Here is a 22,861-nt window from a genome sequence, read left to right on the forward strand (position 1 = left end):
GCCGGCAATGGGTTTCACGCGCTTCCGATGAAGATACCCGCCGCGAGCACGAGAAGACCGCCCAGAACGACCTGTCCGATGGCGGAATGGAACTTCGTGTCCATGTAGCGCCAGCGAATCCAGGCGATGGCGACCAGTTCGGCGAGCACGACGATTCCCGCCACCACCGTCGCCGTCCAGAAATGCGGAATGAGGAAGGGCAGCGTGTGGCCGAGGCCGCCCACCGCCGTCATCACGCCGCAGACGACGCCGCGCAGCCAGGGATGGCCGCGCCCGGTGATCACGCCGTCGTCGGAGAGCGCTTCCGTCAGCCCCATGGAAATGCCGGCGCCGATCGAAGCGGCCAGGCCGACAAGGAAGGCGCTGAAGGAATTCTGCGTGGCGAAGGCGGCGGCGAAGATCGGCGCTAGCGTCGAGACCGAGCCGTCGATCAGGCCGGCGAGGCCCGGCTGCACGACCTGCATGACGAACATCCGCCGCCGGGTCGCGTCCTCCTCGGTGCGGACGCTCTCGCGCAGATGCTCGGCCTCGAGTTCCTCGACCCTGCGCTCGTGCTGCGCCTCCATGGCGGCGAGGTCGCCGAGCAGCTTGCGGACATCCGGATCCGTCGCCCGCTCCGCCGCCTTCAGATACAGGCGCTGCGCCTCGAGCTCCATCGTCGCGGCATCGAGCCGGAAGCCATCGACGGAGATGTTCCGCATCGACCAGACCGGGGCATGACGGACGAAGCCGCGCACGTCGTCGCGCCGGACGAGCGGAATGTGATCGCCGAACTTCTCCTTGAAGAGGTCGATCAGTAGACGGCGGTGCCGGTCCTCCTCGATCGCCATCGCGTCGAAAACCCGTGCGGAGCCGGGGAAATCCGGCGCGAGCCGCTCGGCCATGTCGCGATAGCGCCGCGCATCCTCCTCCTCGGCGCCGATCGCCAGGGCCATGACTTCGCGCACCGAAAGCTCGGAGAACGAGCGCTTGCCGAATGAAAACACGGGCCTCACCCCTACAGATTAGAATTCTTCTAATCAGGTAGCAGGCGCGCCCGTTCTTCACAAGCGCGCCTCCGCCGGCATCGCCCTAGGGGCACCAGTCAGCCGCGCGCAAAAAAGCCAATGGCCGGAACTGCTGTCCCGGCCATTGGCTCATCCTATCGTGGGAGGCGGTATATGCCTCAGATCGAGACCGCGATCGCCCGCTTCTCCTTGACCGATTGCAGCGCCGCGTCGGCGAGGACCAGCGCCTTCCAGCCATCCTCGCCCGAGGGCGTGACCTGCGTGCCGCCTTCGAGCGCGGCGATGAAGGCGGCGATCTCGTTGCGATAGGCTTCGGTGTAGCGGGTCATGAAGAAGTTCAGCAGCGGCTCGCGGCGATAGCCGTCGCCATTGGCGATCTCAACATTGGTGGCGCGGAGGTTTTCGGCGCTGACCAGTCCCTTCGAGCCATGCACTTCGATACGCTGGTCATAGCCATAGCTGGCGCGGCGCGAGTTCGAGATCTGCGCGATGCGGCCGGATTTCGTCGTCAACACGACGGAGGCGCTGTCGAAATCGCCGAGCTTGCCAATCTCCGGATCGACCAGCACGGAGGCCGAAGCGAAGACGCTGACCGGCTCCTCGCCGAGCAGGAAGCGCGCCATGTCGAAATCGTGGATCGTCATGTCGCGGAACAGCCCGCCGGAGCGGAGGATATAGTCGGCCGGCGGCGGGCCCGGATCGCGCGAGGTGATCGATACCATCTCGACCTTGCCGATCGTGCCGGCATCGATCTGGCGCCGGACCTCCATGAAATTGGGGTCGAATCGGCGGTTGAAGCCGACCATCAACAGCGCCTTCGTCTCGGCCACGACGGCGAGGCATGCCTTGACGCGGGCGACGTCGAGATCGATCGGCTTCTCGCAGAAGATCGCCTTGCCGGCCCGCGCCGCCTGCTCGATCATTGTTGCGTGCAGATCGGTCGGCGTCGTGATCAGCACGGCGTCGATATCCCCAGCGTTCAGGATCGCATCTGCCTCGCGCACCTCGGCGCCGGTCGACGCGGCCAGCGCCTTCGCGGCGTCCGGGAAGGCGTCGGCGACGGCGACGAGCCGCGCGCCCTTGTTGGCGGCGATCGCCCCGGCATGCACCTTGCCGATGCGGCCGGCGCCCAGAAGTCCCAGTCTCACGGTCATTGTCTGTCCTCAGGAAAAGTCACCACGCCCGGCTCTGCCGCGCGTCGCTCAAGGCTCGATATCCACCCAACCGCCCGTCTCGAACGAGCGCGCCATGGCATGAACGGTTTTCTCTATGCCGAAGCCCGCCTCGAATTCCACCAGATGCGCCTTGCCGTCCTCGATTCGCCGGATCAGCTCGCGCGCCTCGATCACCTTCAGATCGTTGAAGCCGAGCCCATGGCCGGGCGCCGGGACGAAGCGCTCATAGGGCGGATGCGCGGTGCCGGTCAGGATGGTGCGGAAGCCCTGCCCCGCCATCGGCCCCTCGACCCGATAGAGCTGCAGCTCGTTCATCCGCTCCTGGTCATAGAGGATCGAGCCCTCGGAGCCGAAGATCTGCAACGCGATCCGGCCCTTGCGTCCCCAGGCCGAGCGATTGACCAGCAGGCTGCCCGAGACGCCGCTCGCCAGCCGGAACAGCACATTGGCGATATCGTGCGTCTCGACCGCGCGGCTGCCGCCATCGGTAAGCGGACGCTCGGCAAAGGGCTTCGCCATGTCACTGACGACGCGCGCCACCGGCCCGAGCAACGTCGTCAGGAGCGACAGCGGATGCACGGCGAAATCGTCGAGCGCGCCATAGCCGGAACGACGATCGCTCTTCCAGCCGAACGGCGCGCCGCCATCGGCCATGAAATCCTCGTCCATTTCCAGCCGCACATGGCTGACGGCCCCGATGGCGCCCTCGTCGAGCAGCGCCTTCAGATGGCGGATGGCCGGGTTCTGGATGTAGTTGTAGCCGAGCGCCGCGACCTTGCCGGACCGTCGTGCCGCCTCCAGCATGGCGCGGGCATCCGCCTCGGACGTCGCCATCGGCTTCTCGCACCAGACATGCTTGCCCGCGTCGAGCGCCGCGATCGCCATCTCGGCATGAAATTCGTTCGGCGTCGTGATCGAGACGACATCGACCTCGGGATCCGCGACGACGGCCCGCCAGTCGCCCGAGGCGCGGGCGAAGCCGAGCTCGGCCGCCTTCCGAATAGCGACGGTCTCGTTGACTTCGCCGAGATGCACCAGCCTTGGCCGCGCCACATCGCCGAAGGTCGGCGCGACCGCGTTCCAGGCGAGCGCATGGCACTTGCCCATGTAGCCGGTGCCGATCAGCCCGATGCCGAAAGATTTCATGCTCTGACGTTCCCGATCTTCCCGCCCTCAGACCGTGCCGCCGAGTTCGGCGGAGAGGTCGGCGAGTTCCCTGCCGCCGGCCATCAGGTTCTGCAATTCATCGGCCGTGATCTCGCCCCGCGCCGCCGTGCCCAGCGTGCGACCGCGATTGAGCACGGTGAAGCGGTCGCCGACGGCCATGGCGTGGCGGACATTGTGGGTGATGAACACGACGCCGAGACCGCGCTTGCGCACCATGTCGATATATTTCAGCACCATGGAGGTCTGCCGGACGCCGAGCGCCGAGGTCGGCTCGTCGAGGATCAGCACCTTGGCGCCGAAATAGACCGCGCGCGAGATCGCCACGCACTGGCGCTCGCCGCCGGAGAGCGTGCCGACGGCCTGGCCGGGATCGCGCACGTCGATGCCGATCCGCTTCATCTCCTCGCGGGTGACGCGGTCGCAGAAGCCCATGTCCATGACGCGGAACGGCCAGATGCCCCTCACCGGCTCGCGCCCCATGAAGAAATTCCGCGTCACCGACATCAGCGGGATCATGGCGAGGTCCTGGTAGACCGTCGCTATGCCGGCATCGAGCGCCTGGCGCGGGCTGGTGAAATGCACCGGCTCGCCGTTCAGGAACATCTCGCCGCGGGTCAGCCTATGCACGCCCGCCATCGTCTTGATGAAAGTCGACTTGCCGGCGCCGTTGTCGCCGAGCAGGCAGTGAACCTCGCCGGCCTCGATCGAGATCGAGACACCGGCCAGCGCGACGACCGAGCCAAAGTGCTTCTCGATGTCGCGCATTTCCAGGATCGGCGTTGCCATCACCGCTCTCCCGTCACGCGCTTGCGGATGATGTTGTTGAAGAACACCGCCATCAGCAGCATTCCGCCGAGGAAGACGAGATACCAGTCCTGGTCGATATTGGTGTAGGTGAGCCCGATCAGCACCATGCCGAAGATGACGGCGCCGACCGCCGCGCCGACAACCGAGCCATAGCCGCCGGTCAGCAGGCAGCCGCCGATCACCGCGGCGATGATCGCCTCGAACTCCTTCTGGAAGCCGCGACGGGCATCCGTCGACCCGGCGTCAAGCACCGTCAGGATGGCGACGAGCGCCGCGCAGCAGGCCGTCACCACGAACAGCGAGGTCTTCACGCGCCGCGTCGGCACGCCGGAATTTCGCGCCGCGTTCGGATCGCCGCCAGACGCGAAGATCCAGTTGCCGTAGCGCGTGCGCGACAGCACGACGGCGGCGAGCGCGGCCAGCCCGATGAACCAGAGGATCTCGACCGGCACGCCGGTCACCTTGGGCTGGCCGTTCGGAAACTTGGCGATCCAGTCACGCGCCGCGAGCCAGGCGAACAGGCCCTCGAAGGCATCGCCGGCGAAGAGCCGGTAGATGAAGGCGTCGAGGGGGGTGCTCGTCGCCGCCTCGCGCACGCCGCGCAGCTGCGTCGCACCGCCCGTCGCCCATTTGAGCCCGACCAGCGAAAGCCCGCGCAAGACGAACAGGAAGGCGAGCGTGACGATGAAGCTCGGCAGGCCGGTGCGGATGACGAGCTGGCCGTTGAAGAAGCCGATTGCCGCGGCGCACGCGAACGTCACGGCGATCGCTGCCGGCAGCGGCAGGCCGAAGGTGACGACGCTGGCCGCGAAGATCAGGCCGGCAAAGGCGACCATCGATCCGACGGACAGATCGAACTCGCCGCCGACCATCAGCAGCGAGGCGCCGATCGCCAGGATGCCGAGCTGCGCCGCCGGCGCCATGAAGTTCATGATGCCGGCAAGCTCGAACATCACCGGATTGGCGATCGCGATGAAAAATGTCGTGACGATGATGAGGCCGAGCACGGCCCCGAGCTCCGGACGCCGAAGGATCCGCGTCAGCGGCGAGGCGTGTTTCAGCCGCTCGTCCGCCGCGGCTTCGATCAGGCCGTTTTTGTCGGTCATTCTCTTCCCCGCCCGCGCAGGCTGCGTTTCGCCGGTCGCTGGAGATCGCCGCCGGGCCGCTCCAGCGGCTTCCGGCGGCGCTTCCCGCGCCCGGACAAGCGATGCGCGCGGGCCTTGCGGTCCACGCGCGAAGGCTAACGCCGGCGGCTCAGCGGATGCCCTTGGCCGACAGGTCGACGACCTGGGCGGCCGTATCCTTGGTCACCAGATTGGGGCCCGAGGGGACGTTGCCGCCCGGCATCAGGCCGTATTTGCTGTGCAGCGCCAGGAACACCACCGGCAGGTAGCCCTGCAGGAACTGCTGCTGGTCGATGGCGAAGGCGGCCTTGCCGTCGGCGACTTCCTTCAGGAAGCCGGCCGAAAGGTCGAAGGTCGCGACATGCACCTTGCCGTCCATGCCGGATTCGCCGACGGCGGCGACGGCCGGCTCGCCGGCGAGCGAGGCATTCAACGTGATGATCGAGTCAATGGTCGGGTCGGAGGCGAGCGCCGCCTTCACCTTGGCCTTGACGTCGGCCGGGTCGGCCGAGGTCGGCAGGACCGTCACGGCGCCGAAGCCGTCCGTAACGCCCTTGCAGCGCTGGTCGAGCGCGACGTTGCCGACTTCCTGGTTGACGCAGAGGCCCTTCTTGCCGCCCATCGCCTTGAGCTTCTCGCCCGCCGCCTTGCCGGCGTCATACTCGCTCTGGCCGACATGCAGCAGTGCGCCGAGCTTCTTCGAGACGTCCGATCCCGAATTGATCGAGATGACGGGAATGCCGGCGGCGACGGCCTTCTGGATCGACGGACCGAGCGCGTCGGCGTCGGGAATCGAGACCACCAGCCCCTCGGGCTTCTGGTTGACGGCGGCGTCGATCAGCTGGGACATCGCCACCATGTCGAAGGTTTCCGGCGCGCGGTAATCGACCTTGGCGCCCATGTCCTTGCCGGCCTCGGCGACGCCGTTCTTGACCACCGACCAGAACGGATCGGAAGCCTGGCCGTGGGTGACGACGATGATGTCGGCATGGGCAGCGACGGCGGACACGGCCAGTGCCGTGGCGGCAAGCATCGCCTTGAATTTCAGCTTCATGACATTCCTCCCGAGAATGAAAAAGGCGAGAATCCGGCGATTTTTCTGCTCTAGGTTCCCGCTGCATCGAGATATTCGGAATAAAACGCATCCTGAAATCGATGCCGGAATATTCATTCCATCGAGATCGACCCTCGTCAAGTGTTGATTTTCTGCGCGAAGTCGGGGAAAGCTGCGCGAAATGCGCAGGGAAAGGCCCGCGAGATGACGAGTGACGACAACGACGCCTTGCCGCCCCGGGACTTCTGGAGCCTGCGCAACCGGATGGTGAGCCGCAAGGACACGCTGCCGAAGCGGCTGGCGCAGGTGGCGATCTACGCCGTCGCCAACCCGGACGACGTCGCCTTCGGCACGGCGGCCAGCATCGCCGAGAAGGCGGAAGTGCAGCCCTCGACCCTCGTCCGCTTCGCGCAAGCCTTTGGCTACCAAGGTTTTTCCGACCTGCAGGCGGTGTTCCAGGACCGGCTCCGCGATCGCACCTCGAACTATTCGGAGCGCCTCTCGTCGCTCCGGTCGCATGTCGCTGGCGACAGCAAATCGGCCACGCTGTTCTCCGGCTTCTGCAAGGCGGCGGAACGTTCCGTCGGCTCGCTGCGCGAGCGCGTGCAGGTATCGCAGATCGATGAAGCCGCCGCCCTGCTCGCCCGCGCCGAGACCATCTACCTGATCGGCCAGCGCCGCTCCTTCCCGGTCACCTCCTATATGAGCTACGCCTTCGGCAAGCTCGGCGTGAAGTCGATCCTGGTCGGCTCGGCCCAGGGCAACGACCCGGAGACCCTTTCCTTCGCCACGCCGCGCGACGCGGCCATCGCCATCTCCTTCACGCCCTACGCTTCGGCGACCCTCAATTATGCCCGCCAGATCAACGAGGGCGGCACGCCGCTCGTCGTCATCACCGACAGCCCGTTCAGCCCGCTGATCCCCAAGCTCGGCGTCTGGTTCGAGGTGGTCGAGGCCGACTATGAGGGCTTCCGCTCGCTGTCCGCCTCGATGGCGCTCGCCATGACGCTGACCGTCGCCGTCGCCGAAGCGCGTCGCGGGGGATGATCCGAACATTCCATATTGACGAAATCGCAGAATTTTTGTTTCACTAACTGACGAAGACAGCGGCCGCGAGCGTTAGCGGCGCGTCACCCCTTCGTTAACCTGAAACGGAGCATGCGATGACCGAGGTCCCGCGCGCCGCCTCGGCGGCCCGGCCGCTCGACGTGATCACCATCGGGCGGTCGTCCGTCGACCTCTACGGCCAGCAGATCTTCTCCCGCCTCGAAGACATCACCTCCTTCGCCAAGTCGGTCGGCGGCTGCCCGTCCAACATCGCCATCGGCACCGCCCGGCTCGGCCTGAAGTCGGCCGTCATCACCCGCGTCGGCGACGAGCAGATGGGCCGCTTCATCCGCGAGCAGATGCAGCGCGAGGGCGTCGACACGCGCGGCATCGCCACCGACCCCGAGCGGCTGACGGCGCTGGTGCTGCTCGCCGTTGAGGACGAGGGCGTCTCGCCGATGATCTTCTACCGCACCGACTGCGCCGACATGGCGCTGTCGGAGGGCGACATCGACGAAGATTTCATCGCCTCCGCCTCGGCGATCGTCGTCACCGGCACGCATTTCTCGCGTGAGAACAGCGACGCGGCGCAGCGCAAGGCGATCCGCATCGCCCGGGCGAATGGCGGCAAGGTCGTGTTCGACATCGACTACCGGCCCAATCTCTGGGGCCTCGCCGGCCATGGCGAGGGCTTCGCCCGCTACGTGAAGTCCGACCGCGTGTCGGAGCAGCTGAAATCGATCCTGCCGGATTGCGACCTGATCGTCGGCACCGAGGAGGAGATCCGCATCGCCTCCGGCGCCGACGACGTGCTCGGCGCGCTCCGGGCGATCCGCCTGCTCTCCGCCGCCACCATCGTGCTGAAGCGCGGTGCCATGGGCTGCATCGTCTATGACGGTGCGATTCCCGACGACATCGAGCAGGGCATCGTCGGCGAGGGTTTCCCGATCGAGATCTACAACGTGCTCGGCGCCGGCGACGCCTTCATGTCGGGCTTCCTGCGCGGCTGGCTCCGCGACGAGCCGCTCGCGACCTGCGCCACATGGGCCAATGCCTGCGGCGCCTTCGCCGTGTCGCGGCTGCTCTGCTCGCCCGAATATCCGAGCTGGACGGAGCTTTCCTATTTCCTCGAGCACGGCAGCCGCCACCGGGCGCTGCGCCAGGATGCTGACATCAACCATCTGCACTGGGCGACGACGCGGCGCGCCCAGCCGGACGGCCTGATGGCGCTGGCGATCGACCATCGCGCCCAGCTCGAGGCGGTCGCCGACAAGCTCCAGGTGCCGCGCGAAAAAATCGCCGGCCTGAAGGCGCTCGCCGTCGACGCCGCCGCCCGCGTCGCCAAGGGACGGCCGGGCTTCGGCATGCTGCTCGACACGACCTATGGCCAAAAGGCGTTTCCGCGCGCCGCCGAACAGGGCTTCTGGATCGGCCGTCCGGTCGAGAAACCGGGCTCGCGCCCACTCGATTTCGACCAGCTGCCCGATCTCGGCAGCCATCTCGCCGAATGGCCGATCGGCCACACGATCAAGTGCCTCTGCTTCTACCATCCCGACGACAGCGACGAGCTGAAGGCACGGCAGGAGCGTGAATTGCTGCGCGTCGCCGACGCAGCGCGCACCGTCGGTCGCGAACTGCTGGTCGAGATCATCGCCGGCAAGAACGGGCCGCTCACCGACACCACTGTCTCGTCGATCCTCGCCCGCCTCTACGAGCTCGGCATCAAGCCGGACTGGTGGAAGCTGGAGCCGCAGACGAGTCCGGCCGCCTGGCGCGCCATCGAGGCGGTGATCACGGCGAACGACCCGCTCTGCCGGGGCATCGTCCTGCTCGGGCTGGAGGCGCCGGAGGCCGAGTTGGTCGCCGCCTTCCGCACCGCCGCCGCCATCCCGCTGGTCAAGGGTTTCGCGGTCGGCCGCACGATCTTCGCCGAGGCCGCGGAACAGTGGCTCTCCGGCCGGATCGACGACGAGGCGGCGATCGCCGACATGTCGACCCGTTTCGCCAAGCTCGTCGCCGCCTGGGAGGCGGCGCGGCAGACGGAGGCGGCGTAGAAACACCCTCCGCCGTCATCCCCGCGAAGGCGGGGATCCATCCAGCCGGGTTCGCCGGCAGTGGCGGATGCAAATGTGAATGACGACGGAGCCACACCCTCCGCCGTCATCCCGGCGAAAGCCGGGATCCATCCAACCGCCTGCCGCCTGCGGCTGAATGGATCCCGGGTCGCGCTGCGCTTGCCCGGGATGACGGCGAGCGGGTGGGGACGGCGGAGGAAACCGGTGAGGCCGGCGACGGCTGCGAAAGGGGCGAACGGCAAGGCACCTCACCTCTCCCATGGGGAGAGGTCGGAGCGAAGCTCCGGGTGAGGGGTTGGAGACTATCCGGTGAGGCCTGAACCCCTCACCCGCCAGCCTCCGGCCGTCGACCTCTCCCCCTGGGAGAGGTGAAGCAAAGCCCGGGGCGAGCGGAGCGAGCCGCCCAAGGGTAAGAAATCCCCCTCCCCTGCGGCGGGGCGAAGGAATAGCCTCTCCGGAGCCGGAGGGAGGAGACTTCCCCGGCAGAGGGCCTGGGAAGGGAGGAACAAGAATGACCGAGGGAACCGTCCGATGACCACCATCCGTCTGACCATGGCGCAGGCGCTGACGCGCTTTCTCAGCCGCCAGAAGACCGTGATCGGCGGCCAGACCGTGCCGATCTTCGGCGGCGTCTGGGCGATCTTCGGCCATGGCAACGTCGCCGGCATCGGCGAGGCGCTCTACCAGCGCCGCGACGACCTGCCGACGTTTCGCGCCCATAACGAGCAAGGCATGGCCCACGCGGCGATCGCCTATGCCAAGGCCAATTTCCGCCGCCGCATGATGGCGGTGACGAGCTCGATCGGCCCCGGCGCCACCAACATGGTGACGGCCTGCGCGCTGGCGCATGTGAACCGCCTGCCCGTGCTGTTCCTGCCCGGCGACGTCTTCGCCAACCGCCGGCCCGATCCCGTGCTGCAGCAGGTCGAGGATTTTGGCGACGGCACCATTACCGCCAACGACGTGTTCCGGCCCGTCTCGCGCTATTTCGACCGCATCACGCGGCCGGAGCAGATCATCCCGGCGCTCGAGCGCGCCATGGCCGTGCTGACCGACCCGGCCGATTGCGGGCCGGTGACGTTGTCGCTCTGCCAGGACGTGCAGGCGGAGGCGTATGATTATCCCGAAGCCTTCTTCGCCGAACGGGTCTGGACGTCGCGCCGCGTCCGCCCCTCCGAGGACGAGCTGGCGGCGGCGATAGCTGCGCTCTCCAAGGCCGAGAAGCCGCTGATCATCGCCGGCGGCGGCGTGCTCTATTCCGGCGCGACCGAGACGCTGCGCGCCTTCGCCGAAGCGCACCGGATCCCGGTTGCCGAGACACAGGCGGGCAAATCCTCGCTGCCGGCCGCCCATCCGCTCAACATGGGCTCGATCGGCGTCACCGGCACCTCGGCCGCCAACGCGCTCGCCGAGGAAGCCGATCTGATCCTCGCCGTCGGCACGAGGCTGCAGGATTTCACCACCGGTTCCTGGGCGCTGTTCCAGAACCATCGCAGGACCATCATCGGCCTCAACACGCAGGCCTTCGACGCCGCCAAGCACCGGGCGCTGCCGCTCGTCGCCGACGCGCTGGCGGGGCTCAAGGAAATCGCGCTCGGGATCGGCGCCTATGCGGCGCCGGATGCCTGGACGAAGAAGGCCGAAAGCGGCCGGACGGGCTGGTTCGAGGCGGCCGACAAGGCGACCGCCCCGACCAATGCCGACTTCCCCTCCGACGGCCAGGTGATCGGAGCCGTGCAGCGGGCGCTCGGCGCGGACGCGACGGTGGTCTGCGCCGCCGGCGGCCTGCCGGGCGAGTTGCACAAGCTCTGGCAGGCGGGCGCGCCCGGCTCCTACCATCTCGAATATGGCTATTCGACCATGGGCTACGAGATCGCCGGCGGTCTCGGCGTCAAGATGGCGAAGCCTCAGGAAGAGGTCGTCGTCCTGGTCGGTGACGGCTCCTATCTGATGCTGAATTCGGAGATCGCGACCTCGGTGATGCTGGGGCTGCGGCTTACCATCGTCGTGCTCGACAATGCCGGCTATGGCTGCATCAACCGGCTGCAGATGGCGACCGGCGGCGCCAACTTCAACAATCTGCTGAAGGACGCCAAGCACGAGGTCTTGCCGGCGATCGACTTCGTCGCCCATGCGGCGAGCCTCGGCGCCATCGCCCAAAAAGTCTCGTCAATCGCCGATCTCGAGGCGTCGCTGGCCGACGCGGTGAAGAACGACCGCACGACCGTACTGGTGATCGACACCGACCCGCTCGTCACCACGCAGGAAGGCGGCCACTGGTGGGACGTCGCCGTGCCGGAAGTGAGCCCGCGCCAGCAGGTCAACGCGGCGCGCGAGGCCTACGAAAAGGCGATCGAGGCGCAGCGCGCGCTGGATTGAGACGGGCCATGCGGCAGGCCCATACTCCGGCGTCATCCCCGCGAAGGCGGGGATCCATACAGCCGGGTTCGCCGGCAGTGGATCCCGATGCGAAGGAAGACGACGGAGCCACAAACTCCGCCGTCATCCCGGCGAAAGCCGGGATCCATCCAACCGCCTGCCGCCGAATGGATCCCGGGTCGCGCTGCGCTTGCCCGGGATGACGGCCGAGAGACGCGTTAAAAGACAACAGACACCGACGACGCAAACGAGGAAGCATCCATGATCCGCATCGGCGCCAACCCGATCTGCTGGTCCAATGACGACAAGCAGGAGATCGGCGGCGACATTCCGCTCGAGCAGTGCCTGTCGGAGGCGAAGGCCATCGGCATCGAGGGCATGGAACTCGGCCACAAGTTTCCGCGCGAGGCGGAAGCGCTCCGGCCGATCCTCGCCGGGCACGGGCTCGATCTCGTCGGCGGCTGGTATTCGACCTTCCTGCTCGAGCGCGACGCGGAGCACGAGTTCAAGGCGGCGCGCGCCCATATCGACCTCCTGAAGGCCTTCGGCTGCAAGGTCTTCATCGTCGCCGAATGCACCCGCACCGTGCATGGCACGGAGGGGATGCCGCTGTCGCAGCGTCCGGTGATGACCGAGGTGGAATGGGGCCGTTTCTCGGCCGGGCTGACCCGCTTCGCCGACTATCTCGACCGCGAGGGCCTGACGCTCGTCTATCACCATCACATGGGGACGGTCGTGCAAACAGAGGCCGAGGTCGACCGGATGATGGAGACGACCGGACCGGCGGTGAAGCTGCTGCTCGATACCGGTCACATCACCTGGGCCGGCGGCGATCCGGCCCGGCTGGCGCGGAATTATCGCGACCGCATCGCCCATGTGCACACCAAGGACGTCCGCACCGACGTGGCACGCGAGGCCGAGGCGCAGGACTGGTCGTTCCTGCAGAGCGTGCTCGCCGGCGTCTATACGGTGCCCGGCGACGGCTCGATCGACTATGTCTCCGTCTTCCGCGAGATCCCGGATTATTCCGGCTGGATCGTCATCGAGGCCGAGCAGGACCCGGTCAAGGCGCCGCCGGCGCGCTATGTGAAACTGGGCTTCGACAATCTCAACCGCTTCATCGACGAAGCCGGCCTGAAGCGCTGAGGAGACCGCGATGACAGACCTTCTCGTCCAGCCCGCCGGCGACCATGGCCGCGTCGTCCACGTCACCCCGCAATCAGCGGGATGGGGCCATGTCGGCTTCGACCTCTATCGGCTCGCGCCCGGCGAGACGGCGGAGGGCAATACGGGCGACCGGGAGGTCTGCCTCGTGCTCGTCTCCGGCAAGGCCCGCGTCACCGGCGAGGAGGTCGATTTCGGCGAGATCGGCGAACGCATGTCGCCCTTCGAGGGCAAGCCGCATTCGGTCTATGTGCCGGCCGACCATGACTGGTCCGTCACCGCCACGACCGAGGTGACGCTCGCCGTGTGCTCGGCGCCGTCGACGGGCGGCGGCCTGCCGCCGCGCCTGATCGGGCCGGACCATGTCGGCCAGGAGACGCGCGGCGCCGGCACCAATCTGCGCTACGTCACCAACATCCTCCCCGAAGGCGAGCGGGCGGATTCGCTGCTCGTCGTGGAGGTGATCACGCCGGGCGGCCACACCTCGAGCTATCCGCCGCACAAGCACGACACCGACAATCTGCCGGCGGAATCGCTGCTGGAGGAGACCTATTACCACCGCCTGAACCCGCCGCAGGGCTTCGCCTTCCAGCGCGTCTACACCGACGATCGCTCGCTCGACGAGACGATGCGGATCGAGGACGGCGTGGTGACGCTGGTGCCCCGGGGCTACCACCCCTGCGCCACCATCCACGGCTACGACCTCTATTATCTCAACGTCATGGCCGGGCCGAAGCGGACCTGGAAGTTCCACAACGACCCCGAGCATGAGTGGCTGCTGAAGAAGTAGCGGCTGCTCTCATCCGCCCTCGGCCGGCGGCGGCGCGGCGCGGCGGTCCCAGACCTCGACCAGCAGCGCCGTCACCAGCGCCAGCAGCCCGCCGATCACCGTCGCCGTGATGCGATGCTCGACCACCTGGATCTCCGGCAGGCCGGCGAGCGACACCAGGAAGGCGACGCAGGCGGTGACGCTGGCGACGAAGGCGCCGTAGCCGGAGCGCTGCATGGCATAGGCGAGGCCTGCGAGCGCGACGACGAGGCCCGCCAGCAGTTCCTCGCCCGGCCGCAGCAGCGCCGCGATCAGCGTTGCGATGCCGGCGCCGGCGACCGTGCCGCAGATGCGGAAGATGACGCGCTCGATCGTCTTGTCCGACTGCGGCTTCAGGATGATCAGCGCGGTGACCGGGATCCAGTAGCCGTTCGGGATATGCGCCGTCTTGGTCATCACCGTGGTCAGGACGGCCAGAAGCGCCGTGGCGATCGCGATCCGGAGCGTGTTGGAATGGCCGGTCAGGCGGCGCCCCATCACGGCGAACAGGTCCTGCCAGTGCTCGCTGCCGTCATGCTCGCGGATGATGGCCGACTTGCCGGCCAGCGCCCAGACCGTCGTCACCAGCGCGATCTGCAGCATGCCGCCGGCGAAGATGAGGCCCGCCCGGCCGAGCGCGCCCTGCATGTCGGCCGGATAGGCGTCGGCGACGAAGAAGGCGATCGCCCATTGCAGCGTGATCCACCACGCCGCCGGGCCGGCGGCGTTGGCGCCGCCGCAGAGCGCGCCGACGACCGCCGAGAACAGGATCATCAGCGGCATGTAGCTGCCGGAAAACGAGCCTACCCAGGCGGCGACGGTCATGCCGACCATGGCGAAGATCATCGGCGCGGCGCGCACCGCCGTGAAGCGCTGGAAGGCGCCGAAGCCGACCGAGAATGCGCCGCTGGCGGCGACGAGGCCGAAATCCGGCCGCCCGAACGCGATGCCGGCAGCGAGGCAGATCGCCATCGCCGGCATGCAGGCGAAGACCGTCTCGGCCCGGATGTCGCCGCGGCGAAACGCGAACATCTCCTGGCTGTAGCGCCGGACCGGGATCCGGCTCAAAAAACGACGATCGGTAAACCGCACGCAAAGGCCCCCTGATCCGGAATATCCCGCCTCGACGCGGCCGCCGCACCCGGATCGCGCGGCGAGGCCCCACCCTATGCCGGATTCGGTGACATCCTCATCCAACATTCTCGCTCATCCAACATTCTCACTGATCAGACATTCTCGGCGACATAGAGGTCGAAGGGCAGCAGGATGCGCGTCTCCCCCTCGCCGGCCGCCGGACGGACGGCGCGCGTCATGATCGCGACCGCCTGCTCGGCCAGCGCCGCCACCGGCGTCGCGATCACCGCGTCGACGACGCCGTCGACCAGCGCCGCGCGCGTCTCGGGCACCCGCTCGTTGCAGACGGCGATGATGCGCCGCTGCGGATCCGCCTCGCGCAGCGCCGAGATCAGCCCGGCCATGCCGCCGCCGGCGACATAGATGCCGACCAAGTCGGGATTGCGCTTCAAAAGTTCCAGCGTGCCCTCATGCGCAAGATGCGGATCCTCGAGATTGGCGAGCGGCTCGAGCAGGCGAAAATCCGGCGCATGCTCGCGGAAATAGGCGCGAAAGCTGATCTCCGAGAGCTCGTGCCCGACATAGCGATGGCTGCCGACGAAGATGCCGACGCTACCGGGCGCCTTCGCCAGCCGGGCGATCGCCCAGGCCGCCGTGCGCCCCGCCTTGCGATGATCGATGCCGACATGGCCGATGCACGGCGCCGAAAGCTCCGACAGCAGCGTCAGCACGCCGACGCCGCGCGCCCGCAGCGCCTCGACCGCCCCGGTCACGCGCGGATGGTCGGCCGCGACCACCGCCACCGCGTCGACGCGGGCGCCGAGCGCCAACAGCTTGTCGGCGACGGTTGCGGCGGAGATGTCGTCGACGAACTCGACCACCGGCCGGCCGCGCACGCCCTTGGCGGCGCGGGTGGCGCCGGCGAGCGCCGCCGCCATCTCCTGATAGAAGGCGTCGCCGCGACGCTGCAGCAGGAAGCCGAAGCTCTTCGCCGCCGCCGTCTCCTCCAGCCGCCGCTTCAGCAAACCGGTGCCGTGATAGCCGATCGCCTCCGCCGCGGCGAGGACGCGCTCGGCCGTCTCGCGGCGCACGGGCGCGCGCTGATTCAAGACGCGATCGACGGTCGCGACGCCGACGCCGGCGGCAACCGCCAGATCGCGGATCGTCGGCCGGTTCACGCCGTCCATAGCTCGTCTTCCATGATGGAAACTATCATCGCAGTCCGCAGCGTCGTTGAGTGAGCTTGATAGATTCTATCATGCCTCGATTGAGCCGGGAACCGGGCCAGACTAGACTCCCTCCAAACATGAAAAGCGCGGCCTTCCCTGTCCGGAGGGCACGGACGCTTCGGCTCCGGAGGAACGGCATGACGGTCGGGACCACGCCCCGCGACTATTCGCTGATCGGCCGCGACACGCGGCTCGCCGAGGAAAACGGCCTGGCGGCGGCCGAGTGGTATCAGTGCCCGATCCCGCGCAAGGAGCTGAAGGCGCTAATGAAGCGCTCCGACGGTCCGGCGCTGCGCGACACGGCGATCTGGTTCGCGGCGCTCTTCCTCTCCGGCCTCGGCGGCTACTGGTTCTGGGGCACGTGGTGGGCCGTGCCGTTCTTCGCCGTCTACGGCATCCTCTACGGCTCGGCCTCGGATTCGCGCTGGCACGAATGCGGCCACGGCACGGCGTTCAAGACGCGCTGGATGAACGATGTCGTCTACCAGATCGCCTGCTTCATGATCCTGCGCGAGCCGACCGTCTGGCGCTGGAGCCATACCCGCCACCACACCGACACGATCATCGTCGGCCGCGATCCCGAGATCGCCGCGCCGCGCCCGCCTGACATTCTCGGCATCCTGCTCAACCTGTTCGCGCTCAAGAGCAGCTACGTCGCGATGAAGAAGATCCTCCTGCACGCGACCGGCCGGCTGACCGAGGAAGAGAAGACCTACATCCCCGAGATGGAGCGCAACAAGGTCACTTGGATCGCGCGCGCCTGGCTCGCCATCCTCGCCGCCGTCGCGCTCTGGTGCGTCGCCATCGGCTCGATCCTGCCGGCGATGTTCATCGGCCTGCCGACGCTCTATGGCGCGCCCTTCGTCGTCATCTTCGGGCTGACGCAACACGCCGGCCTCGACGAGGACGTGCTCGACCACCGGCTGAACAGCCGCACCGTCTACATGAACCCGGTCTACCGCTTCCTCTACCTCAACATGAACTACCACGTGGAGCACCACATGTTCCCGATGGTGCCCTATCACGCGCTGCCGAAGCTGCACGCCGCGATCAAGGACGATTGCCCGAAGCCGTATGACGGTCTCTGGGAAGCCTATGCCGAGATCATCCCGACGCTGCTGCGCCAGGTGCGCGAGCCCGGCTATTTCGTTCAGCGGCAGCTGCCCGATCCTGCCAAGTCCGTGCCGCACAACCACGGCACCGCGTTCGTCGCGGCGGCGCCGGCGGAGTGAGGTGCGGCTGAAATGCCGTGCGTGCTTCGAGACGGGCCTTCGGCCCTCCTCAGCATGATGGGGTGGTGGCGGTTTTGAGATGGAAAGCTCCCAGGCCAATCAATCCCCTCTGCCATCATCCTGAGGTGCTTCGCGAAGCGAAGCCTCGAAGGAGGATCCAGCGGAGCGCTCCATTGTGCCGTCGAAATCGGGAGGTCCGCCCCGATCCCTATCCGGGGGAGCCCCCTGGACCCTCCTTCGAGGCCCGGCTTCGCCGGGCACCTCAGGATGATGGCTTTGCTACTCCCACACCTCTCATGGGCGGTGAAAAACCAGAGCGACACCGACCGGAACACGAAATCGAGCGAGGAGACCCGCATGACCACCACCACCGCGACACGATGGATCGAGGCCTGCGCTGCCGACGCGATCGACGAGGAGGACGTCGTCCGCTTCGATCATGACGGCCATACCTATGCGATCTACCGCTCGCCGGATGACGAATACTTCGCCACGGACGGGCTCTGCACGCATGAGCAGATCCACCTCGCCGATGGCCTGGTCATGGACCACATCATCGAATGCCCCAAGCACAATGGCCGCTTCGACTATCGCACCGGCCAGGCCAAGGGCGCGCCGGTCTGCGTCAATCTGAAGACCTACCCGGTCAAGCTCGACGGCGGCAAAGTCCTGCTCGGTCTGGCCTGAGCGATGCGCGGATCGCTAGGGGAATCGATGGTGGTGATCGGCGCCGGCGAGGCCGGTGCGCGCGCCGCCATGGCGCTGCGCGAGCAAGGCTTTGCCGGCAAAATAACCCTCGTCGGCGACGAACCGCACGGCCCCTATGAGCGCCCGCCGCTTTCGAAATCCGCGCTGACCGACGCGCCGGAACCTCGCGCCACCATCATCCTGACGCCGGAGCGGCAGGCCGAGCACGGCATCACGCATCGATCCCACACTCGGGTCCTCGCCATCGACCGCGCCGCGCATCAGATCGAACTCGCCGACAACGAGCCGCTCGCCTATGACCGGCTGCTGCTCGCGACCGGCGCCAGCGCCCGTCGACTGTCCGTCGAGGGCGCGGACAATGCGCTGACGCTGCGCACCTTCGACGACGCGCGCGCTCTGCGCGCCCGGCTGCGGCCGGGGCAGCACGTCGCGATCATCGGCGGCGGCTTCATCGGGCTGGAGCTCGCGGCCGCCGCGCGCGCCCGTGGCGCCGAGGTGACGCTGATCGAGCTGGCGCCGCGCCTGCTTGCCCGCGCGGTCCCGGCTGACATCGCCGCCATCCTCGCGGCGCGTCACGCGACGGAAGGGGTACGAATTTTGACCGGCACCGGCATCGTCCACATCGAGACGGACGCCAACGGCCATGCCATCCGGCTTTCGACCGGCGAGCGCATCGCCTGCGACGCGATCGTCGCCGGCATCGGCGCCGTGCCGGAGACCGGCCTCGCCGCGCGCGCCGGCCTTGCCATCGACAACGGCGTCGCCGTCGACGCGCGGCTCGCGACCGAGGATCCCGACATCTTCGCCGCCGGCGATTGCTGCTCGTTTCCGCACGCGCTTTATGGCGGCCGCCGGCTGCGGCTCGAGGCCTGGCGCAACGCGCAGGACCAGGGCAACGCGGCCGCCGCCGGCATGCTCGGAAGCGAGGAACCCTATGCGGCGGTGCCGTGGTTCTGGTCGGACCAGTACGACCTCACCCTGCAGATTGCCGGATTGCCGGACGAGGGACGCGAGACGATCACCCGCGATCTCGGCGACGGGGCGCGTCTCGATTTCCACCTCGCGGGCGACGGCCGCCTGGTCGCCGCCAGCGCCGTCGGGCCGAACGGCAGGATCGCCAGAGACGTCCGCCTCGCCGAAATGCTGATCGCGAAGCGCGCGACGCCGGACAAGGCGGCGCTCGCGGACGCGACGGTGAAGCTCAAGGGGCTTTTGGCGGGGTGAGCTTGATCGAGGTCGAAAGACGCCGCGGCCGGATAGGAGAGACGCCGGCGGCGCAATACCCTCCGCCGTCATCCCTGCGAAAGCAGGGATCCATGCAGCCGAAGCCTCGACGCCAAGACGCCCGCCCTGAGCTCTGAGACCACGCCCCTGTGAACCTCGTCCTCGACCGCGCTGGCGGCTGCCAGTAAAGACACTCCGAACATTCCAAAGGATCTCAGCCCATGCAACGCCTGCTCGTGTTCGAATCGATGTGGGGCATGCAGCGCCTGAAGGGGCGCGCAGCCGACCTGCCGCTCGCCGACATGGTGGCGGAAGCCGCCGCCGCCGGCTTCGACGGCGTCACCCATCTGTTCTTTACGCCCGAACTGGCGGCGCCGCTCGCCGCGGCCGCCGGCGACAACGGCCTGCTGATCGAGGGCCAGTGCTTCCCGGCGACGATCGAGGATCTGAAGCCGACGCTGGAACTCGCCAACCGCTACGGCATCCATCACCTGACCATCCAGCCGGACGTCCGCCCGCGCGCGCTTTCCGAAAGCCTGCGCATCCTCGAGGGCTGGAACCGCCTGGCCGAGGCGTCGGACGTGCCGGTCTATGTCGAGACGCATCGCGGCCGCATCACCAACGACCTCCTGGTGACGCTCGACATCCTCGACGCCATGCCGGAGCTGAAGCTGCTCGCGGACCTCTCGCATTTCATGGTCGGGCGCGAATTTCCCGAGCCGCCGGTGCCGCGGGAAATGGACGACCAGATCAAGCGGGTCCTCGACCACGCCTGGGCCGCGCATGGCCGTGTCGCCAGCCCCGAGCAGGTGCAGGTCGAGATCTCCTTCCCGCACAACAAGCCCTATCTCGACCAGTTCCTCGCCTGGTGGGGCTATCTGTTCGAGAGCTGGAGCCGGCGCGCCGGGCCGGACGACACGCTTTCCTTCACCTGCGAGCTGGGGCCGAGCCCCTATGCGATCCGCGGGCCGGACGGCGTCGACCTCGTCGATCGCTGGCAGGAAGCGCTGATGCTGAAGGATCTCGCGCGCGACCTCTGGGCGAGCACGCCGCGCGGACGTCAGCCCGACGCGATCCGGCGCGTTCTGGAGCCGTCGGAGACGGCGACGGGCGACTGCCAGAGCGCCTCATAGGCGCGGGCCGTCTCGTTGCGGTCGTAGCGCGCCGCGACATGACGCGCCGCCGCCGCGCCGAGCCGCTCGCGCAGCGACGGATCCGCTGCCAACTTGGCCAGCGCGTCGACGAAGCCAGCATAGTCGCCAGCCGGGACGACCAGGCCGGTGACGCCGTGCACGATCTGCTCCGGCAGGCCGCCGACGCCGAAGGCGATGACGGGCTTGCGCTCGATCCCTGCCTCCAGCGGCACGCGGCCGAACGGTTCCGGCCAGCGGGTCGGCAACGCCGCGATCTGGCAGCTCTGATAGAGCGCGCGGATGTCGTCGCGGCTGACATAGCCGTGGAACCGCAGCCGGCCGGCCTCGGCGCCCGCCGCCGCGATCATGCGGTCGCGCGCCGCGTCGCCCCGGCCGGCGAAATGCAGTTTCACGTCCGGGATGCGCCGGATCAGCTCCGGCAGCCACGCGACCAGTGCCTCCTGGCCCTTGTTGTCGTGGATCTGGCCGACGATGAAGATGTTGGTGCCGTCCCATTCGGGGACGGCCGGCGTATCCCGGCCCGAGGCGTCGCCGGCCGGATTGGCGATCCGCGTCAAAGGCGGCATCGCCCCCAGACTACGAATCTGGCGCTCCAGATAGCGGCTCGTCACCACGACCTCGTCGAAACCGCGCAGCGCCCGGCGCCGCATCCAGCCGATATGGCGGGCGATCCGCCGGAGCCGCCGGTCGGCGAAGCGGGTGCCGGTATGGCACTCGGCGTGACAGGCGACGCAGACCTTGCCGCCCATCCGCGTCTGCTGGTCGCGCCGCACGCACAGGAAGCGGTTGTCGCGCACGACGCCGACGCGCCGCGCCGCCGCCCCGCCCGCCGCCTGCGTCAGCAGGATGCCGAGCAGATTGTCGCCATGCACGGTCGAGGCGCCGCTCGCCGCCAGAATCCGCCGGAGCGCGAGGGACCAGTAGCCGGTGTCCTCGGTATCGAAAGGCGCGAAGGGCCCGTTGCGGCGGACGCGGAACGGCAGCGTCGCCAGCATCAGGAAGCGCGCGACGACCCGGTCGAGGCGGCCGGAGAGCAGATAGGCGAGCGCGTGGAAGGCGAAGAGAAGCCAGCCGATCGGCTTCGGCAGCTCCGCCTGGATGCGCGCCCGCTCGGCCTCGGACAGGCGGTGATAGGGCCATTTCGCCTGCGGCGGCAGCTCGATCACCGGAATGCCGTCGACCCGATGCTGCGTGACTTGCGGCGCCCGGCCGAGAATGTTGACGACCAGAATATCCGCCGCCACCCGGCTCGCCGACAGCGTCGAGGCAAGACTAAGTTCGGCGCCTCCGACCGAGTTCGGTGGATAGCATTCCGAAACGACAAGATAATCCCGCGCCGGCACGTCGCCGGGCGACGGCAAGTCCTGCCGCTTCATCCGTTGAAAGAGAGAAAACACCCAGCCGACCTAATAAGGAACCCTGACACACTCGTAGCCATATGGTCTGGCCTGTCTACGCTGCGGGGGTTGAGCTGGCTCAGGATTCAACCGGGCTGTGATATTCGCTCGCCAAGACAATCCACGCCGATGCGAATATGCTAGTTTCGCTTCGCGCACCGATCGAACCATTCGAAAGCCGAACGTGATGCCTCCCTCCCGTCAGACCGCCATCCTCGAAATCGCCAAGCAGCGCGGGCGCGTCATGGTCGACGAGCTGGCGATCCAGTTCGGCGTCACGCCGCAGACGATCCGCAAGGACCTGAACGACCTCTGCGACCGCAAGCTGATGGCCCGCACGCATGGCGGCGCCATCCTCGCCTCCGGCATCGAGAATGTCGGCTACGAGGCGCGCTCGCAGATCGCCGCGCGCGAGAAGGCGGCGATCGGCCAGGCGGTGGCGTCGATCATCCCGAACGAGGCGTCGCTCTTCATCAACATCGGCACCACCACCGAGGCGGTGGCGCAGGCGCTGCTGCAGCACCAGGGGCTGATGGTGATCACCAACAACATCAACGTCGCCCACATCATGCGGCCCTATCCGCAGATCGAGGTCGTGATCGTCGGCGGCGTCGTGCGCAGCTCCGACGGCGGCATCGTCGGCGAGGCGGCGATCGATTTCATCCGCCAGTTCAAGGTCGACTACGCCATCGTCGGCACCTCGGCGATCGACGAGGACGGCTCGCTGCTCGACTATGATTTTCGCGAGGTGAAGGTGGCGCAGGCGATCATCGCCAATGCCCGCCACGTCATTCTCGCCTCGGACCAGACCAAGTTCGCCCGCACCGCGCCGGTGCGCATCGGCAGCCTCAAGCAGATCCACACCTTCGTCACCGACCATTGCCCGAGCGACCGCATCCGCCAGATCTGCGCCGACAGCGACGTCGAGCTGATCGAAGCGCTGCCGGAAACGGCCGAACTCGACGCCTGACGCTGCGGCGCACGCGCCGCCCGCGCCGGCGATTCCGCGTTTCCGGCGCCAACCGAACCCACCGCC

19 protein-coding genes are annotated in these 22,861 nt (G+C 67.8%); 10 read left to right on the plus strand and 9 right to left on the minus strand.

The window, feature by feature from the left end; translation table 11 throughout:
• Positions 1 to 14: 14 nt before the first annotated feature.
• The 6 genes from mbfA to K32_RS15605 all read right to left on the minus strand — a co-directional run bounded on the left by mbfA (position 15) and on the right by K32_RS15605 (position 6,334).
• Positions 15 to 935: an iron exporter MbfA gene (gene mbfA, locus K32_RS15580; RefSeq protein WP_201404519.1), complete on the minus strand. Its 921-nt coding sequence runs from the start codon at positions 933 to 935 to the stop codon at positions 15 to 17.
• Between the two features lie 230 nt (positions 936 to 1,165).
• Positions 1,166 to 2,161, minus strand: coding sequence for an inositol 2-dehydrogenase (iolG, locus tag K32_RS15585; RefSeq protein ID WP_201400399.1), 996 nt, complete (start codon positions 2,159 to 2,161; stop codon positions 1,166 to 1,168).
• Between the two features lie 48 nt (positions 2,162 to 2,209).
• A complete protein-coding gene (locus K32_RS15590; protein ID WP_201400400.1) occupies positions 2,210 to 3,328 on the minus strand; it encodes a Gfo/Idh/MocA family protein in 1,119 nt (372 codons plus the stop codon).
• 27 nt (positions 3,329 to 3,355) lie between these two features.
• The gene (locus K32_RS15595; protein ID WP_201400401.1) at positions 3,356 to 4,135 is read right to left on the minus strand and encodes an ATP-binding cassette domain-containing protein; all 780 of its coding nucleotides are present in this window, start codon (positions 4,133 to 4,135) and stop codon (positions 3,356 to 3,358) included.
• Positions 4,135 to 5,262, minus strand: coding sequence for an ABC transporter permease (locus tag K32_RS15600; protein ID WP_201400402.1), 1,128 nt, complete (start codon positions 5,260 to 5,262; stop codon positions 4,135 to 4,137). Before K32_RS15600 ends, K32_RS15595 begins: the two co-directional genes overlap by 1 nt.
• A gap of 148 nt (positions 5,263 to 5,410) precedes the next feature.
• Positions 5,411 to 6,334 (minus strand): sugar ABC transporter substrate-binding protein, encoded by a 924-nt coding sequence (locus tag K32_RS15605; RefSeq protein ID WP_201400403.1) that lies wholly within the window; start codon positions 6,332 to 6,334, stop codon positions 5,411 to 5,413.
• A 204-nt stretch (positions 6,335 to 6,538) separates the two neighbouring features.
• Between K32_RS15605 and K32_RS15610 the strand changes: the two genes are divergently transcribed.
• The 5 genes from K32_RS15610 to iolB all read left to right on the plus strand — a co-directional run bounded on the left by K32_RS15610 (position 6,539) and on the right by iolB (position 13,789).
• Entirely contained in the window at positions 6,539 to 7,381 is an 843-nt protein-coding gene (locus K32_RS15610) for a MurR/RpiR family transcriptional regulator (protein WP_201400404.1), read from the plus strand.
• A 116-nt stretch (positions 7,382 to 7,497) separates the two neighbouring features.
• Positions 7,498 to 9,435, plus strand: coding sequence for a 5-dehydro-2-deoxygluconokinase (gene iolC / locus K32_RS15615; protein ID WP_201400405.1), 1,938 nt, complete (start codon positions 7,498 to 7,500; stop codon positions 9,433 to 9,435).
• Between the two features lie 552 nt (positions 9,436 to 9,987).
• Positions 9,988 to 11,835: a 3D-(3,5/4)-trihydroxycyclohexane-1,2-dione acylhydrolase (decyclizing) gene (gene iolD / locus K32_RS15620; protein ID WP_201400406.1), complete on the plus strand. Its 1,848-nt coding sequence runs from the start codon at positions 9,988 to 9,990 to the stop codon at positions 11,833 to 11,835.
• 261 nt (positions 11,836 to 12,096) lie between these two features.
• Entirely contained in the window at positions 12,097 to 12,981 is an 885-nt protein-coding gene (gene iolE, locus K32_RS15625) for a myo-inosose-2 dehydratase (protein ID WP_201400407.1), read from the plus strand.
• Between the two features lie 10 nt (positions 12,982 to 12,991).
• Positions 12,992 to 13,789, plus strand: coding sequence for a 5-deoxy-glucuronate isomerase (iolB, locus tag K32_RS15630; protein WP_201400408.1), 798 nt, complete (start codon positions 12,992 to 12,994; stop codon positions 13,787 to 13,789).
• A gap of 9 nt (positions 13,790 to 13,798) precedes the next feature.
• Here the strand turns inward: iolB and K32_RS15635 are convergent, their stop codons facing one another.
• Entirely contained in the window at positions 13,799 to 14,899 is a 1,101-nt protein-coding gene (locus tag K32_RS15635; protein WP_201400409.1) for an FUSC family protein, read from the minus strand.
• A gap of 134 nt (positions 14,900 to 15,033) precedes the next feature.
• The gene (locus tag K32_RS15640; protein ID WP_201400410.1) at positions 15,034 to 16,068 is read right to left on the minus strand and encodes a LacI family DNA-binding transcriptional regulator; all 1,035 of its coding nucleotides are present in this window, start codon (positions 16,066 to 16,068) and stop codon (positions 15,034 to 15,036) included.
• A gap of 179 nt (positions 16,069 to 16,247) precedes the next feature.
• Between K32_RS15640 and K32_RS15645 the strand changes: the two genes are divergently transcribed.
• The 4 genes from K32_RS15645 (at position 16,248) to K32_RS15660 (ending at position 20,407) form a co-directional block, all read left to right on the plus strand.
• Complete coding sequence (locus K32_RS15645) at positions 16,248 to 17,342, plus strand: fatty acid desaturase family protein (RefSeq protein WP_201400411.1); 1,095 nt, start codon at positions 16,248 to 16,250, stop codon at positions 17,340 to 17,342.
• 357 nt (positions 17,343 to 17,699) lie between these two features.
• Positions 17,700 to 18,029 carry a MocE family 2Fe-2S type ferredoxin gene (locus K32_RS15650; RefSeq protein ID WP_201400412.1) on the plus strand — a complete coding sequence of 110 codons (330 nt, stop codon included), beginning with the start codon at positions 17,700 to 17,702 and terminating at the stop codon, positions 18,027 to 18,029.
• 27 nt (positions 18,030 to 18,056) lie between these two features.
• A complete protein-coding gene (locus K32_RS15655; RefSeq protein ID WP_244669539.1) occupies positions 18,057 to 19,274 on the plus strand; it encodes an NAD(P)/FAD-dependent oxidoreductase in 1,218 nt (405 codons plus the stop codon).
• A 221-nt stretch (positions 19,275 to 19,495) separates the two neighbouring features.
• Entirely contained in the window at positions 19,496 to 20,407 is a 912-nt protein-coding gene (locus tag K32_RS15660; RefSeq protein WP_201400414.1) for a sugar phosphate isomerase/epimerase, read from the plus strand.
• Here K32_RS15660 and K32_RS15665 read toward each other — a convergent pair.
• Complete coding sequence (locus tag K32_RS15665; protein WP_201400415.1) at positions 20,335 to 21,789, minus strand: glycosyltransferase family 4 protein; 1,455 nt, start codon at positions 21,787 to 21,789, stop codon at positions 20,335 to 20,337. The genes K32_RS15660 and K32_RS15665 overlap by 73 nt on opposite strands.
• A 223-nt stretch (positions 21,790 to 22,012) precedes the next feature.
• Between K32_RS15665 and K32_RS15670 the strand changes: the two genes are divergently transcribed.
• The gene (locus tag K32_RS15670) at positions 22,013 to 22,795 is read left to right on the plus strand and encodes a DeoR/GlpR family DNA-binding transcription regulator (RefSeq protein ID WP_201404520.1); all 783 of its coding nucleotides are present in this window, start codon (positions 22,013 to 22,015) and stop codon (positions 22,793 to 22,795) included.
• Positions 22,796 to 22,861 lie beyond the last annotated feature (66 nt).

It is taken from the genome of Kaistia sp. 32K, assembly GCF_016629525.1.
Lineage (GTDB): Bacteria > Pseudomonadota > Alphaproteobacteria > Rhizobiales > Kaistiaceae > Kaistia.

Excerpts from the sequence above, each read along its gene's own strand:
- K32_RS15600 (WP_201400402.1), bottom strand. The coding sequence starts at position 5,262 with ATGACCGACAAAAACGGCCTGATCGAAGCCGCGGCGGACGAGCGGCTG.
- iolG (WP_201400399.1), bottom strand. The coding sequence starts at position 2,161 with ATGACCGTGAGACTGGGACTTCTGGGCGCCGGCCGCATCGGCAAGGTG.
- iolD (WP_201400406.1), top strand. The coding sequence starts at position 9,988 with ATGACCACCATCCGTCTGACCATGGCGCAGGCGCTGACGCGCTTTCTC.
- K32_RS15610 (WP_201400404.1), top strand. The coding sequence starts at position 6,539 with ATGACGAGTGACGACAACGACGCCTTGCCGCCCCGGGACTTCTGGAGC.
- iolB (WP_201400408.1), top strand. The coding sequence starts at position 12,992 with ATGACAGACCTTCTCGTCCAGCCCGCCGGCGACCATGGCCGCGTCGTC.
- iolE (WP_201400407.1), top strand. The coding sequence starts at position 12,097 with ATGATCCGCATCGGCGCCAACCCGATCTGCTGGTCCAATGACGACAAG.
- mbfA (WP_201404519.1), bottom strand. The coding sequence starts at position 935 with ATGGCCCTGGCGATCGGCGCCGAGGAGGAGGATGCGCGGCGCTATCGC.
- K32_RS15645 (WP_201400411.1), top strand. The coding sequence starts at position 16,248 with ATGACGGTCGGGACCACGCCCCGCGACTATTCGCTGATCGGCCGCGAC.
- K32_RS15590 (WP_201400400.1), bottom strand. The coding sequence starts at position 3,328 with ATGAAATCTTTCGGCATCGGGCTGATCGGCACCGGCTACATGGGCAAG.
- K32_RS15660 (WP_201400414.1), top strand. The coding sequence starts at position 19,496 with ATGCAACGCCTGCTCGTGTTCGAATCGATGTGGGGCATGCAGCGCCTG.
- K32_RS15655 (WP_244669539.1), top strand. The coding sequence starts at position 18,057 with ATGGTGGTGATCGGCGCCGGCGAGGCCGGTGCGCGCGCCGCCATGGCG.
- K32_RS15670 (WP_201404520.1), top strand. The coding sequence starts at position 22,013 with ATGCCTCCCTCCCGTCAGACCGCCATCCTCGAAATCGCCAAGCAGCGC.
- K32_RS15605 (WP_201400403.1), bottom strand. The coding sequence starts at position 6,334 with ATGAAGCTGAAATTCAAGGCGATGCTTGCCGCCACGGCACTGGCCGTG.
- iolC (WP_201400405.1), top strand. The coding sequence starts at position 7,498 with ATGACCGAGGTCCCGCGCGCCGCCTCGGCGGCCCGGCCGCTCGACGTG.
- K32_RS15595 (WP_201400401.1), bottom strand. The coding sequence starts at position 4,135 with ATGGCAACGCCGATCCTGGAAATGCGCGACATCGAGAAGCACTTTGGC.
- K32_RS15640 (WP_201400410.1), bottom strand. The coding sequence starts at position 16,068 with ATGGACGGCGTGAACCGGCCGACGATCCGCGATCTGGCGGTTGCCGCC.
- K32_RS15650 (WP_201400412.1), top strand. The coding sequence starts at position 17,700 with ATGACCACCACCACCGCGACACGATGGATCGAGGCCTGCGCTGCCGAC.